The following is a 16582-nucleotide window of genomic DNA, read 5'->3' as shown; positions in this document are numbered from 1 at the left end:
AGGTAAATCTGTTTGCAGTCACCTGCGGATATCTATTGATAATAACATGGACTGCTCACACTACAAGACGCTTAGATTCATACAAAGCAATTATTTGAATGCCAAACGTTTTCGCAAAATAAAAGCGGAAAAAAACAGAAGAAAACCACAGACTGAATCGTTTAAATTATCGAATTTCATGACAAATAAGAGAAACCATTGTTTTTTCCTATTACTATAATTTAATCTTTAATCAAAAGAATTTGCTATATTTGGTCAATATTAAAATAACGTATCGAGGGAATTATGCTAATCACTATTTCACCAGCAAAAACACTGGATTTCGAATCGCCTTTAGCTACAACGCACTTCACACAACCTGAATTGCTAAAATATTCCCAACAACTTATCGAAGAATGTCGAAAATTATCATCAAGCGATATCGCGAGCTTAATGAAAATAAGTGATAAACTCGCAGGGTTAAATGCCGCTCGTTTTGGTGAATGGCAACCTAATTTCACACCAGAAAATGCACGCCAAGCTATTTTGGCATTTAAAGGTGATGTTTATACTGGAATGCAAGCTGAACTTTTTTCTGAAGATGATTTTCAATTTGCACAACAACATTTACGCATGCTTTCTGGCTTATATGGCGTACTGCGTCCTCTTGATTTAATGCAACCTTATCGCCTTGAAATGGGAATAAAGCTAAAAAATAAAAAAGGTAGTGATTTATACCAATTTTGGGGAAACACTATTACAGAAACGTTAAACAAAGCGCTTGAAGAACAAGGTGATAATGTTTTAATCAATTTAGCGTCTGATGAATATTTTAAATCAGTTAATCCCAAAAAACTTAATGCTGAAATTATTAAACCTGTTTTCCTTGACGAAAAAAATGGCAAATATAAAGTTATCAGCTTCTACGCTAAAAAAGCCCGTGGATTAATGAGCCGCTTTATTATTCAAGAAAAACTGACTAATAAAGCACAACTGAAAGAGTTTGACCTTGAAGGTTATCAGTTTAATTCTACAGAATCAGAAGGTAATACCTTAGTCTTTAAACGTGCAGAATCACTGACAAAATAAAAATATTAACTATTAGCAATCAATAAAAACAGCACTAAAATCAGTGCTGTTTTTATATATTGAAACTCACAAATGTTTTTGCACTAATGATAGAGGAGACCATGTAGGTGATGGAATAAATTCACTACCTTGCATTATAGCCAATTGTTGCTGATTAAATTGTGCCATTTCTTGAATAATCGAAGCAAGAGATTGTGCAGAAAGTACACTCTGTTTCTCAATAATAGAAATCGTTTTATCTGCTTCATCGTGTTGCGTTTTTACAGTTAAAACAAACTGATTATCCTGCGTTTTATACTGCATATCATCACCGACTTGAGAAACAATAAGTTTGTCGTGTTTTGATAACCCTGAAATAAAAAGGTGGCTACTGTTCCCCTCATCATAAATAGTCACTTCACCATGACGCTTTTTCACAATATAAACATTGTTACCTGCACCACCATTTAAATAGTCATCACCCAATTCAGATATTAATAAATCATTTCCACTTCCAGCATTGAGATTATCATTTCCCTCTCCTGCAATTAAAATATGATGTCCATGATTAACAACAATATGATCATCTCCTTTTCCGCCATCAATAACCGAACTACATTTATTATGATTGACGACGATATCATCACCTTCTATTAATTCAAGAATAGGTAAGTGCTCAATTGATTGGGTACTTGATTTCTGTTGAGTCATTAAAATAGGTCTTAATACAGAGTAAAGTGAATTAAACGAATATGCTGACAAGGTTTCTTTATTCAAAATAAGCGATTCAGGGATCATAAATACATCATTCTCTTTACTTATCACCAGATTTAAATCTGTAATAGGCATAAGTAGATGTTGTGAATTTTCATCTGTAGGGAGAGTAAAAACGATATTGTCTTTATCGACAAAGCGAATTTTCATACCTGAATCCAAGATAGATTTTAAATGTGATTTTTCAATAATAAGCTTTAAATGTGCATCAGGATTATAACGATGTGATAGTACTCCTTGATTAAATATTAAATCAAAACCACTAATATCAGACAAAAAGAAATCACTCACACTATTTGGTAACATTCCATCAACATTATTAGAAAGTGAAAGATTAATGTGATCATTCTTATCTTTTGCTAAATAAGTTTTAATTTGATAACTATCTTGACCAGAGCTTAATTTAATAGATGAATTAGGCGTAATATTCAAATAATGATTATTCTTTTCATTACCATGAATATCAAATCGTAATTGTTCACCAAAAGAAAAACCACTGTATTGTAACTGAGGTAATAACGTTATTATCTTATTGTAATCAGAATATGAAATAGACAAAGAGTGGTTATTATCATCGATATAAAGATTATGAATAATTTCTTTATTCTGATTGTATTTATCTAAATAACTAAATGTATATAGCACATTATCTTCACTAGTTTTATTTTCATTTGCAGTTAATAAAAAACCATCTAGTGTGGTTAAAGTATATCTATGTGCTAATGTAGTATTTTCACTATAAACATTTTTTAATGTTATAGAGTGATAAATTAATTCATTATTTTCATTTCCATCATTTACTTTTATATCAAAAATAATATCTTTTCCTCGACGGAAAATAGCAGCAATTTCATCAAAACGATAGTTTAATCGCACAATGCTAGCCTCGATATGGCTCACTTCATTAATGATCGTTTCAAAATGAACACTATAATTTTTTTCTAAAGAAGATCTTAAAATAACATAACTATCATTTCCTTCACCACCTTCAGCATATCCCTCTTGTAAAACTAAGGTATCATTTCCCCCTAATCCATATAATAAATCAGCACCCCCCACGCCATCTAAGTAATTAGCCTCTTGATTACCATAAATAATATCATCACCAATCTCACTACCAATAACATTCTCAATACTATCTAGATAGGCTATTACTTTTTGATCTTGTAAGACAATATTTGGCATAGAATCAACTAATTGCTTTGAATACAAACGCTCATTATCTTGATAAAGAAACAACTTTGAATGAAAATTTTTACTGTTAGTCTGTTCCTCTGATTGCCTAAATTTAACGTAGTTATGAGATAAATTAATCTCATGTCCTGTATATTTATTTGTTGTTTTTACGATACGAAGTGTATCACTTCCTCCTCTACCATAAAAACGACTAGCATAAAGTGGAGACTTTGAGGTAAATAAATTAAATATATCTTCTTTATTTCCTCCACTTAATCTCTTCGTTCCATTATAGATATCAAAGATATTTTTAGTATTTGAAGGGGAGGAAATAATATCATTACCATTATGTGTATTGAAATGAAACACTTCATTTTCATTCCAACCTGATGAATAGTATTTTTTATACTGATTTGATTTTATTAAATCACCTGTTAATTTATTTTCACCAAATAATAATATACTGTCTTCCCTCGTTGTTTTCATTTTTCTAATAAAATCACTATCAATAACATCATCAAAAATAGGTGAATTATCATCAGAAATAATATCTAAAGTATAACGCTTTAATTCTTTGACATAAAAATCAATATCAAAAATAAGTATTTCATTCGTAATAATGGCTTCTTTAGGTAGATAGTATTTATATTCTGTTTTTTCTGCACGTAAATGAAAAGAGAGTGCGGCAATTTTCTCTGCTTCTTCTTGAGTTATATTTTGAGATATCCGTTCAGCAACGTATTCGCCCAAGGGATTTAAAATTGAATCTAATGTTTTCCCCATTAAATTTGGCATGACTTTATAATAATAATATTCTTGATAAATCTGTTTTTCATTTGTATAAAAATAACGACTCTGTTGATTTTGTTTTTTTACCTCATTAAGATAATTAACTGCATTTTTATCAATCATCTCTTCTAATTGTGATTCTGTTTCTAAATAAACAATTTCATTTTTTTTATCTGGTAGTAGATCCCCCATTAAAAAAGCATAAAAACCATTATTTAGCTCTTCTAATGGTGTAAAATGTATTTTTATTTTTGCTTCTTCAATGAGTCTTGCAGCATTATAAATCGAAGTTGCGAGCGCAATAACAGCACCTGCCACGATACCAATAGGGCCAGCAATCGTTGAACCTGCAAGCATCGCAATAGATACACCTAATGTAACCAGGCCTGAAACCACAGCAAAAGAGCCATTAACGATATAATCAATTCGCCTTTTTTCATTATTCTCATCAGAAATACGACTAAAATTATCGTAGGCGTTATAAATATCAAATCCGATAGAAAGCACATTAAGTCCAATCCCAACTCTTGTACTTATTTTACTTACATATTCCAACGGATTATGACGATATTTTAATAATCCTTTTGCTAATGTAATTTCAATCAATTCGGAAAGACCATTGTAAGCCATTTCAGACCACATTATCGCAAGATTATTAATAACCTCTTTTCGTTCTTTCGTCGTTAATAGCGGATTATTAAGTTGTTCCGCAAGCATAAATGTAGAATTAATTGACTGCCACATACCAAATGTAATATTTGCATAACCAATCTTGCTAATTATTCGCATGTGGCGCGGAATGTTTAATGATGCTTTTCTTAAAACATCCCAATCTTGTTCTTGATACTCTTTATGACCTAATTCATTAAGTTTAGTTAACCTTTCTGAAGCAGACAAATAATCAATTCTATTCGTATCACCAGAGAGTAAATATTTAATTTTATCTTTTTTATTATTTATTAAGTAACGAAATAAAGAAATGAGGGATTTATCTTTTTCATCTCCAGAAAAAGAGAAAAAATAATCATTAAGAAGATAAGGATCAAAGGTAAGTTTTGACTCCCATTTATTTACTGTATTAAGATCAATAGAATCGATACTTCTTCCATTAATTTTCGCACCCACATTAATCAATAGTTGTTTATCAATAGAAAGATTATTTATTGTTATCGTTTCTTTATTAAGTAATTGTTGATTTTTTACGTTTAGAAATTCTAACGGATTTAAATCATTTGCTTTCGCTAAGGCCTTAGCAGGAGATAAAGAATCAGGTATCATCTTATTATGAACCATCGTAATAATATTTTTAAATGAATTTATTATTTTTTTATAATTTTTAAAAATAGAAATATTATCTAATAATGCTCGAGATAGAATACCTTTTTTATTCTCATCAAAGAATGAAGCTAGCAAATTTTCTGAAAAAAAACTTAGATTTTTTATCAATGCAGGATTGTCATAAATTGAATGAATAATCTTAATAGCTTGACTTGCCTTTTCAATTAAGGTGTTATGCCCTTTTGTTACTAAATCTAATGAATGCCATTGTTTAAATGATATTTCACCCAGTAAATATTGATTAAATTTATTGCTCATCAATGGATCATATATTACTTGTGTTAGTTTATTTTCTAATTTATTTTTATTTGTAGTATTAAAAGTAACAGATAATTCATCTGCATATTGATGAACTACTCTTTTTATTGAAACATTCCCTTTGATAATTTCATTACTAATACGCTTTAGTTCTTTTCTATGATATTCTACATTAATAGCATCTACTTTATTGATAATAGAACCAAGTTGATAGAGATTAAGATCATAGCGATTTAATTTAATATAATCTAAAATATCATATAATGTTATTTGTTCTGAGAAATCAGAAATAACTGTTTTAATATTTTGATTATAACCTAATTTAAACTCTTTATTATCTCGATAATCCGGATATAAGTAAGAAACTATTTGATATATTTCTTTTCTAACATTATTATTTTCAGTGCTTATTTTTTCTTTATTTGAAATAAATAAAAAATCATCATCATCTGCTTCAGCAATAATCACATCAGATACAATCGAACTCTCAAGTAATGGTTTATCAATATACTGTCTCTCAATAATGGGTTTAATAATGATATGATTGCTTAAAAGAAAAACCTTATTATCAATGATCTGATATATTGGCATATTTAATCGCTGAGCAATACCTTCAACAAAAAAATCACCAGATTGATAACTTAATAATTTTTCTTTTTTTGCAAAAATAATAGTTTTTTCATTAAAGAATTTATTCTCATTAATAATACTTTGTAATGTATCGACATCATTTTTTTGTTTAATAAAATTATGATGGAAAAATGTATTATCTTCACTTCCTGTCGCAATTACTCTTATTTTATTTTTTAAACAATAATCAAGAAAAGTACTTATCTCTGGATTATCATTTAAATAAACAGTTAAATCTTCACTTTTTACACCATTATAAAAATAAATAATAATATCATCTTGATATAAGGAGTTGATACTATCAATAATAACATTATCAATATTTTCATTACTAAAGAATGTATTATCAGAAAATAAGAATTTAAAATTATTTATATTATCATCAAAGAGCAAATAGCTACAATCTATCTCATCTTTATTTTTAGAAAGTGAATATTCAAATATATCAATAGGATTATCTTTATCAATATAGAAATTACTAGGATGATAACTATAATTATGTTCTCTATAGCCATTATTGAAATAATTTTCTAACTGACTAATTTCATGCATTATCATTCTATTAATAAATTGATTATTTCTAAAGAGCTCAAAATAGAGTTCACTATAATACCCAGTTTTATCACCTTTATTTATGTCTATTTCTGTTTCAATTAAATTCAGTAATTTATTAACATATTTATCACTTCTATACTCTGATAGTTTCTTATAATTTTCTTTTAAATGTAATTTATTTTTACCCTCTATTAAAATTGTATTCTTTAGCTCAGGTATATTAATACCCTCCACTATTTCATTAACATATTGAGAACTATTATGGAACTCTATAGTATAATCATAACCCTCAACGCCAACACTTCTCTTTTTATCTAGTGGTAAATAGGGGTTTTCAATAATTTGATTATAAATAAAATTACTTATACCATGAGTACCATCACTAATTTCGTTTACCATTAACTGATAAAATTTTGCAGCTACTAAGCTATTTTTTTCAGCTAATTGTATGAGTTTTTCTTTCCCATAATTTAATCTGTCGTAAAATAGTTTACTTTCTAGCTTATTTTTTACTTTATTTAAAATTTCAATAAGTGATATACTTTTATTATTACTGTTAAACAAATTAATTTTATTAATTAGAGAGAAACTGGCTATTAACTTATCAAAATAAATATTTCCTTCTATTAAGATATCTATTAAAGAAACAATTTCTTTCAATTCTTTAGCATTTTTTCCTTTAACAATATAACTGTTTATTTCTATTAAATCTCGATAGTAAATATCATTAAATTCAACATACCCATTTTGTTTCTGGATTGTTTGAAAATTGTTTAATTCAGCCACGACAATATCAACACTATTATTATCATTCTTATTTAAAATAATCTTACTCGCCTGACTATTTTCAAGAATATCATCAATATAACTCTTAACTAAATAAACGCCTTCATCAACATATGTGTCTTTTACAATAACATCAATTAAAACATTCTCTTTTTTAAGTTCTAGAATAAGATCTCCCTGTTCACTATAATGAACAACTCGTCCTGTAATATTATCTTTAAAGGGTAATGCAAAACCTATTTTTTTTATATTTTCAGCAATTCCTTTATTAATTTCTATATTATTGTAATCCCAAACACTTCGGTAATTTGAAATCTCACTTTTCGTATATTCATCAAAAATAATATATCTTTCATTATCAACATCATGTGAACCATAAAAATCCATTTTCTTCTCTAATGCTTCGTTTATAGATCTAACATCAGAGTATTCTAACAACGCACTATTAGAATCAAATAAAGAAAACTTATAATTATTCTCAGAATATCTTTTATAGGAAATCGCAATAACATGATCTTTGAAGGCAATAATAGCATAATAATCATTGTAACTATTCATAACACCCTCTATATGTTTATGAATATTATCTTTATCAAACACTATTTTTTTAACATGTGATTTTTTTAACCCTCGATTTTCTAATATCTGACTATATTCAAGTGCCTGAAATGTATCAAAAACAAAATATTGTGATTTTTCACCTAATCTCTCTATTTGAAAGTGTTGAGAAAATATAATATTTTTAATTTCTTTAATTAAATTTAATATTTCATATTCTTTCATACTATTAAATAAAATAGAATCCAGTTTATCGTCTATAAATTCTTTTTTACTCTGATAAGAAGATATATTTTCTTTTAACCAGAATAAGTACTTATTTCCACCTTCTAAACCGCTGTTTCTAACTTCAACTAAATAATTTAAACTTAATCCATAACATAATCCTGCTAAACTATGAATATGACTAAAATCATAATTAGTTTCCATTGAAGCAATAAGATTAACTCGACTCATCACTCTTTCTAAAGGCTTTAATAGATCGGTATATTGTGAAAATTTTTTCACAATATTATTTTTTATTTTAGTAATAAACCAACCAGTACCGACTTTATAGAGCAAATGTTCTCCACTATCCGTTACCTGATCGTATTTAGATTTTGCAACTGTAAATGCTTCTTCTATATCATCGACATAAATATGTAGTACCTTTTCTGTATTTTCTATTTTATCTCTGATAATAAAAATATTTTTATATGAATAACTTTCACTTAATTCAATAGAAGTGTATTCATTAACATTTATTTGTTTTCTTTTCTTAATATCATTAATTATTTCTCTAATAATATCTTTATTATTTACCTTCCAATTATCAATATTATTAAAGTAGCTAACATACTCTTTTCTATTATAAAAACGATAGTATAAAAAATTATTATTATTTTTATCAATTATAATATCATGAACCTTATTTATTAGTTCACTCTTGTTATAAAAAAAAGTTGCATATCCATCAAAATTAATAATTTTGAATTTATTGTTTTCACTATCTATTTGTATAAACATCTTATTATCTTCAAATTCTAGATAATAATCACCTGATATATTATTCTGAATTAATAATCTAAATCGTTCTTTGTGTATTTTATTAGGTTCTTTGCTTGTTATTCTAGCACTATTTGAAAACAAATTTTCTATACTTAAATTAATTTCTTCTTTAATAAAATCAATACCTTTTGTAAAATAATTTTTATGATAGAGTGAAAAATTATTATCTATTTTTTCTAAAAATTCATTCGCAGCATATTCATTTTTAGAAATAAAAATAGAAATATAATTCTCAATTAATACTCTTTTTACAGATTGTACATTAAAAAAAAGTTCTGAATTATTTTCTTTTATATGACTTTCAATTTTTGATACGATTTTATTTATATTATCTTTGAAGATTATTTCTTTGAATCCATTCATATTTAATTTCCTAAGCTCTAATTAATTTACTTTCTAAAAATAAAATATATAAATATTTTTTATGCTATTTAAATACTAATTTTCCTATTTTAAAATAAAAAAAAAGCCCAACATTTTGTTGAGCCATTTAATTAAATGTGTATTTAATTATTTAAATTAATTGTTATTTAGGTGCTCTTTCAAGTAAGAATGCGCGTAATTGAGCAAAATCGGCGGGTAAGAAATGTGATAACAACTCTTTATCAGCCCGTTCTTCAAGCTCTTTAGGAAGCGGTAATTCACAGCCTAAAATACGCTCTACACTTTCTTTAAACTTCGCAGGGTGTGCAGTCCCTAAAAATAAACCATATTCACCCTCTTGAAGCTCATCACGTAATAAACGATAAGCAACAGCTGCATGTGGCTCTGAAATATAACCTTTTTTTGCAAGCTCACGCACAGTTTCTTCTGTTATTTCATCACTCACTGAACCATGAGCAAGATCGGAAAGATCCCAATCTTTACGACGATACAATTCTTCAATACGTGGCCAGTTATTGGGTTGGCTAACATCCATTGCATTCGAAAGTGTTGCTACAGTACGGTGAGGTTCCCATTTACCGTTATCTAAATAACGAGGAACCGTGTCATTCACGTTAGTTGCAGCAATAAAGCGCTTAATAGGTAATCCCATCGATTTGGCCAATAAGCCAGCGGTTAGATCACCAAAATTACCACTTGGTACTGAAATCACTAGCTGATCATGCTTTTCAGCAGGGATTTGTGCAACCGCCTCAAAGTAATAACAAATTTGAGCAAGCAATCGGCTGATATTAATGGAGTTTGCTGAGTTCAAATACATTGTTTTCTTTAAGAACTCATCATCAAAAGCTTGTTTCACTAATGATTGGCAAGCATCAAAATCATCTTTAATTGCGACAGTGTGAATATTTTCACCTAATGTACAGAATAGCTTTTCCTGTAACGGGCTAATTTTGCCTTCAGGATAAAGAATAACAACTTGTACATTTTCTAATTTATAGAAAGCATGAGCTACAGCTGCACCTGTATCACCTGATGTTGCCGTTAAAATAGTAACAGGTTGATTGCCAGCAACTTCTGACAACATTTGCGCCATAAAGCGACCACCAAAGTCTTTAAATGCGAGTGTTGGGCCATGGAAAAGCTCTAAACAACTGACATCTTCTTCAACTTGAGTTACTGGTGCAGGAAAGGTAAATGCAGTGCTAATACGTTTTGCTAATACATCAACTGGAATTTCATCACCAATAAAAGCCGTTAAAATACGGCTACTACGTGTTGCAAAATCAAGTGCTAATAATTCATCAATTTCAGCTTTAGAAAACGAAGGTAAGTCTTGTGGAAAAAAGAGCCCTTGTTGTTTACCCAAACCTTGTTTTACTGCTTGAGCAAAACTGACTTGCTCTTGATTATCTTTCAAATTATATAATTTCATGACTTACCCTACCTGTCTTGCGCCACGCGTATCTATACGGCAGATATGTACAAAGCCTTCACTGTTTTGTACGTAGTTTTGTTTCAGCCATTCGGCCATATCTTGTGCGATTTCTAATGAATCACTAATCGTAAAAATAGTAGGCCCTGAACCTGAAATGCCACAAGCCAATGCACCTTTCTTCTGTGAAGCCTCTCTCGCTTTTTCAAATCCTGGAAGGAGTCGGGTGCGATAAGGCTCAGCAATCACATCTTGCATCAAACTAGCGGCTAGCCCTGATTGCTGAGTATGGCAAGCATGAATAAAACCAGATAAATAACGACCGTGGTTAATGATGTCTGCTTTAGAGTATTGTTTTGGTAAAATTGCTCTAGCTTCTGCCGTAGAAACTTTAATCCCTGGATATGCCATAACCCAATACCAATCATCAAAAGTTGGTACTGGCTGACAAATAGTGCCATTTTGTTCCAAAATCAGTTGTAACCCACCTAAATAACAAGGTGCAACATTATCATAGTGCACACTGCCTGAAATACGTCCTTCAAGCTCTCCCATCATCAGCAGCAATTGTCTTTCATCAAAAGGCTTTTGGGCAAATTCATTAAGTGCAACCAATGCCGCAACAACAGAACAAGCACTTGATCCTAGACCAGAGCCAATCGGCATATTTTTTTCAAGCGTCATTGCGACTGGAAGTTCTTTTCCTAGTTTTTCACAAAATAGCTGCCAACATTGATACACGATATTTTGTTTAGGATCTGAAGGTAATTTGCTAACAAAGTGCCCTTTACTTTCAAGTGTAAATGCCGAAGCCGTTTCAACAGTGACACAATCGCCCAGTAATTGCCCATCAATAGGTGAAACGGCCGCGCCAAGAACATCAAATCCGACACTCACATTACCTATTGATGCCGGTGCATAAACTTTAACCACGCTTAAACTCCCAATTTCCATGATAAGGTACGTAATACATCTGCAAACACTCCAGCAGCAGTAACATCATTACCCGCACCATATCCACGTAACACTAATGGAATTGGCTGATAGTAGCGAGTGTAAAAGGCTAAAGCATTTTCACCATTTTTCACTTTAAACAGAGGATCATTTGCATCAACTGCCATTATCTTAACTTGGCATTGACCTTCATTGATGATGCCAACATAACGTAATACCTTACCTGCTTTTTGTGCTTCTTCGACCTTAGCATCAAATTCAACATCAACTTGAGGTAAGCGGTCTAAGAAACTTGCGACATCTCCTGAGCTATCAAATGAAACAGGCAGTACAGGCTCTACATCGATATCACTTAGTTCTAATTTATACCCCGCTTCACGTGCTAAAATAAGTAGTTTACGCGCAACATCCATACCGGAAAGATCATCACGAGGATCAGGCTCTGTAAAACCTTTCTCTTTTGCTGAAAAAGTCGCTTCAGATAAGCTTTTACCTTCATCTAATTGACCAAAAATGTAAGATAATGACCCTGAAAGAATACCATTAAATTGAACTAACTCGTCGCCTGCGTTTAGTAAGTTTTGCAAGTTTTCAATAACCGGTAAACCTGCGCCTACGTTAGTGTCATACAAGAACTTACGGCGTGAAGCTTCCGCAGCTTGTCGAATTTGATGGTAATAATCCATCGACAAAGTATTCGCTTTTTTGTTTGGTGTAACCACGTTAAAGCCATTTTGTAAGAAATTTGCGTATTGTTGCGCAATTTCTTCGTTTGATGTGCAATCAACGATCACTGGATTTAAGAAGTGGTACTCTTTTTCTAAACGAATAAGCTGGCTAAAGCTAAAAGGCTCTTTGGCTTCTTTTAAGGCATGTTGCCAATTATCTAAATCGATACCTTGCATATCTGTCAGCATGGCTCTTGAATTAGCAATACCACAGACACGAAGATCGATATGCTTATTTTTCAACCATGCTTGTTGGCGATGGATTTGTTCGATTAATGCACTACCAACACCACCAACACCAACAATAAAGACCTCAACAATTTGATTGGTGTTGAAAAGCATTTGATGACATAAACGCACAGCATTAGTTGCTGAATCATTAGCAATAACAGCTGAAATTGAGCGTTCTGAAGAACCTTGAGCAATAGCAACGATATTAATATTGCCACGAGTTAATGCAGAGAAAAATCGCGCTGAGATCCCTTTTAAAGTACGCATACCATCACCTACAACGGAGATAATAGCGACGTTTTCCATGATGTCTAACGGATCAAGTACACCATCTTTTAATTCTAAATAGAATTCATCTGATAATGCTTTTTGCGCTCTAATCAGTTCTTTTTGTGGTACACAAAAGCTAATGCTGTATTCAGAAGAAGATTGCGTAATCAGAACAACAGAAATGCCTGCTCTCGACATTACAGAGAACACACGAGCCGCCATCCCCACCATACCTTTCATACCAGGACCTGACACATTGATCATCGCCATATTATTAAGGTTGGTGATCCCTTTAACAGGTGTACTCTCATCTTTTTGACCATCACCAATTAATGTACCAGGAGCATCTGGGTTGCCTGTATTTTTGATTAAACAAGGAATTTGGAATTGAGCGATTGGAGCAATAGTGCGAGGATGAAGTACTTTAGCACCGAAGTAAGAGAGTTCCATTGCCTCTTGATATGACATGCCCTTTAATAAACGAGCATCAGGTACTAAACGTGGATCACAAGTATAAACACCGTCAACATCTGTCCAAATTTCACAACACTCCGCACGTAAGCAAGCCGCTAACACAGCAGCAGAGTAGTCTGAACCATTACGGCCTAATACCACGAGTTCATTTTTTTCATTACCTGCTGTAAAACCTGCCATTAAAATTATATCATCTTTTGCGATATTGAGTTCTAAGATGCGGCGAGTAGACTCAGGAATATCAACTGTCGATTCTAAATAATGACCTTGTGCGAGTAAATTTTTGACAGGATCGATCACGGAGACATTATAACCACGAGCCTGTAAAACGGCGTCCATAATGGCGATAGAAAGCTTTTCACCGCGACAAATCATCGCTGCATTGATGCTATCAGGACATTGACCTAATAAAGATATCCCATGAAGAATATGTTTGATCTCTGCAAATTCACGCTCAACTTTATCTTTTAAGCGCTCATAATCAAAACCAGGTTGTTTCTCTCTTAAACCTTGTAATAAGTTGGCAAAAATTTGCTCGGCTTCTCGTACTTGAGTGAGAGGATCTTCACCTTCTGCCGTTTTTTCAATCATTGCAACCAAGTAGTTAGTTATCTTGGCCGGTGCTGATAGTACAAGAGCGACTTGTCCCTGCTCTCTTTTTTTCTCAGCGATATCAGCAACATTCAGCACACGCTCTGCGTTGGCAACTGAAGTTCCTCCAAATTTTAACACTCGCATACAGCTCTCCTGATTTTTCACCCCAAAAAAAAACCCGCATTTCTCAATGCGGGCTTTTTCGATTTTCGTTTTTTATATGCGCCAGCCCGCCCCGCGATATAAGATCTCGGTGGTGGTGGTAATAATTGTCATGTTAGCTTGGCTGTAAATGCGCATAACTGTCCTGTCTGTCTCAAAATTAGTTTGACTATATACTGGTTAAAGCAAAGCGAGAGAGATGTCAAACTTTTTCTCTTTTTTTACTAAAAAACAAATTAGACTTAAATGAAATTTATTCGAATTTTACCCCTATTGTAGTATATAAATTACTATCACAAAGGGATAAGTAAAGAAAATAAGGCTACTATCTTAGAGTTATTTGGGCATTTGTACTTTTATAAGGAATAAGGTATTTTATGCTACTTTAATTTGTGTAACAAAACTGGCAAAAAAAATAAACCTCACTATATTTAACATATATTTTTCTTTTACATTACATAAATCAAATTATATAGTTAACTATTGAAATCAAGGTTAAGCTGTTATCTTGATTTTGATATGTGTCAACAAAAGTTAGCTTTTTAGATGGTATTTAATACAACTGGTGTTATATTGCTGTTAATAGACTATGGGCGTTTTGCATTCTGATTTTAACGTCCATTATCGATTAATTTTGCAAGTTTTGTAATAACGTGATGGTTATTTATCGAATTTCAATCTGGGTCTAGTTTTTACGTGCTAATAACAAAAATGAATAACCACACAAGCGCACACAGAAGTTAAACACAGATTTCCTTTTTCTATTTTTGGTAATTTTAGGTAGCAAATATGCAAACCCCGCACATTCTGATTGTTGAAGACGAAGTTGTTACTCGTAATACCCTGAAAAGCATATTCGAAGCTGAAGGGTATATCGTACACGAAGCCACTGATGGCAATGAAATGCACAATGTTCTATCTGATCATGATATTAATCTGGTCATTATGGATATTAACCTTCCTGGTAAAAATGGGCTGTTACTTGCTCGTGAATTACGTGAACAGGCAAGTGTTGCATTAATGTTCCTAACGGGTCGTGATAATGAAGTTGATAAAATCTTAGGCCTAGAAATTGGTGCCGATGATTACATTACTAAACCATTTAACCCTCGTGAATTAACGATTCGTGCACGTAACTTACTGTCACGTACCATGAATTTAGTTAATGGAACAGAAGAACGCCGTTTAGTCGAGAGCTATAAATTCAATGGTTGGGAGCTTGATATTAACAGTCGCTCACTAATCAGCCCTGCTGGTGAACAATATAAATTACCACGCAGTGAATTTCGTGCGATGCTACATTTCTGCGAGAACCCAGGAAAAATCCAAACTCGCGCAGAATTACTGAAGAAAATGACAGGTCGTGAACTCAAACCTCATGATCGTACTGTTGACGTAACTATCCGTCGTATTCGTAAGCATTTTGAGTCAACACCTGATACACCAGAAATCATTGCAACAATTCATGGTGAAGGCTATCGCTTTTGTGGTGATTTAGACGAGTGATTTGATACAATATCAATCAATTAACTAACAAAAAACCCCTGAATGATATTCAGGGGTTTTCTTTTATCTAAAAATGGATTAATAAAATAACAAAAGGTGAAAATTGATCTCAGCAACTATTTTGAAAAAAATATAACTTGTTTTTAAAAAAAATTTTAAACCTTATTCGTATTAATTTTATTAATCATTAATTCCTCTAGCAAATAAGAATCACTCTTTCCATGGCATAATAGGTACTGCACTAATCGCATTTTTTGGTGAGCCATCAATCACCTTATCGGAATAAGTTAAGTAAATCAGTGCATGACGCTCTTTATCATAAAAACGCACAACTTGAAGCTTTTTAAATACTAGCGATGTTCTTTTCTGGAAAACAACATCACCTCGGTTTTTTCCTTTAATAACCTTTTCGCTTAGTTCAATAGGCCCGACTTGCTGACAAGATATCGCCGCATCAGCTGTATCTTCAGCAAGGCCTAGACTTCCTGAGATCCCACCTGTTTTTGCACGACTTAAATAACAAGTCACATTTTTAACTTCAGGATCATCAAATGCTTCAATCACAATTTTATGGTTAGCACCAAAAAACTTGAATACCGTATCGACGTAACCAATTTCTTCCGCTTTTGCCATCAAAGAAAAAGGGAGTAAGATAGACACTGCTAGCATCTTTTTGAAATTTAACATATTTACCTTGTTCCATTGAAAAGATGAGAGAATAGTTTCATCTAGAATAAAACAATCTATTACTAACTGATAGAAGAATTTGTGTACATTAGTCAATGAAAAAGACTATATTTTACGATTGTCTAACAATATAACTTGTTATAGATGTTCAGGCTCTTTACCATCTACAGCAATAAACAAACGAATATGACTAAGGGAG

General features: G+C 31.6%; 7 protein-coding genes. 2 read left to right on the top strand and 5 right to left on the bottom strand.

Annotation, left to right across the window (positions count from 1 at the left end; translation table 11 throughout):
- Positions 1-285: 285 nt before the first annotated feature.
- Positions 286-1068, top strand: a complete 783-nt coding sequence (gene yaaA / locus GWI59_RS15665; RefSeq protein ID WP_161671095.1) for a peroxide stress protein YaaA — start codon at positions 286-288, stop codon at positions 1066-1068.
- A 66-nt stretch (positions 1069-1134) separates the two neighbouring features.
- Here the strand turns inward: yaaA and GWI59_RS15660 are convergent, their stop codons facing one another.
- The 4 genes from GWI59_RS15660 to thrA all read right to left on the bottom strand — a co-directional run bounded on the left by GWI59_RS15660 (position 1135) and on the right by thrA (position 14172).
- A complete protein-coding gene (locus GWI59_RS15660) occupies positions 1135-9321 on the bottom strand; it encodes an RTX toxin (protein ID WP_161725073.1) in 8187 nt (2728 codons plus the stop codon).
- Between the two features lie 163 nt (positions 9322-9484).
- On the bottom strand, positions 9485-10777 hold the full coding sequence (thrC, locus tag GWI59_RS15655; protein WP_109848421.1) for a threonine synthase: 1293 nt from the start codon (positions 10775-10777) through the stop codon (positions 9485-9487).
- 3 nt (positions 10778-10780) lie between these two features.
- On the bottom strand, positions 10781-11731 hold the full coding sequence (gene thrB, locus GWI59_RS15650) for a homoserine kinase (RefSeq protein WP_006535258.1): 951 nt from the start codon (positions 11729-11731) through the stop codon (positions 10781-10783).
- Complete coding sequence (thrA, locus tag GWI59_RS15645; protein ID WP_161671097.1) at positions 11713-14172, bottom strand: bifunctional aspartate kinase/homoserine dehydrogenase I; 2460 nt, start codon at positions 14170-14172, stop codon at positions 11713-11715. The genes thrB and thrA overlap by 19 nt, the downstream gene beginning before the upstream one ends.
- Positions 14173-14979: 807 nt before the next feature.
- Between thrA and arcA the strand changes: the two genes are divergently transcribed.
- Positions 14980-15696, top strand: a complete 717-nt coding sequence (gene arcA / locus GWI59_RS15640; RefSeq protein ID WP_006535263.1) for a two-component system response regulator ArcA — start codon at positions 14980-14982, stop codon at positions 15694-15696.
- Between the two features lie 210 nt (positions 15697-15906).
- Here arcA and creA read toward each other — a convergent pair whose 3' ends face one another.
- Complete coding sequence (gene creA, locus GWI59_RS15635; RefSeq protein ID WP_174704115.1) at positions 15907-16365, bottom strand: protein CreA; 459 nt, start codon at positions 16363-16365, stop codon at positions 15907-15909.
- Between the last annotated feature and the right edge of the window lie 217 nt (positions 16366-16582).

It is taken from the genome of Proteus sp. G2673, from assembly GCF_009915125.1.
Classification (GTDB): Bacteria; Pseudomonadota; Gammaproteobacteria; order Enterobacterales; family Enterobacteriaceae; genus Proteus; species Proteus penneri.
The sequence above is the reverse complement of the archived record's forward strand: the minus strand, read 5'-3'. Positions and strand labels throughout refer to the sequence as shown.

Coding starts and splice junctions, on each gene's coding strand:
- yaaA (WP_161671095.1), top strand. CDS start 286: ATGCTAATCACTATTTCACCAGCAAAAACACTGGATTTCGAATCGCCT.
- GWI59_RS15660 (WP_161725073.1), bottom strand. CDS start 9,321: ATGAATGGATTCAAAGAAATAATCTTCAAAGATAATATAAATAAAATC.
- thrC (WP_109848421.1), bottom strand. CDS start 10,777: ATGAAATTATATAATTTGAAAGATAATCAAGAGCAAGTCAGTTTTGCT.
- thrB (WP_006535258.1), bottom strand. CDS start 11,731: ATGGAAATTGGGAGTTTAAGCGTGGTTAAAGTTTATGCACCGGCATCA.
- thrA (WP_161671097.1), bottom strand. CDS start 14,172: ATGCGAGTGTTAAAATTTGGAGGAACTTCAGTTGCCAACGCAGAGCGT.
- arcA (WP_006535263.1), top strand. CDS start 14,980: ATGCAAACCCCGCACATTCTGATTGTTGAAGACGAAGTTGTTACTCGT.
- creA (WP_174704115.1), bottom strand. CDS start 16,365: ATGCTAGCAGTGTCTATCTTACTCCCTTTTTCTTTGATGGCAAAAGCG.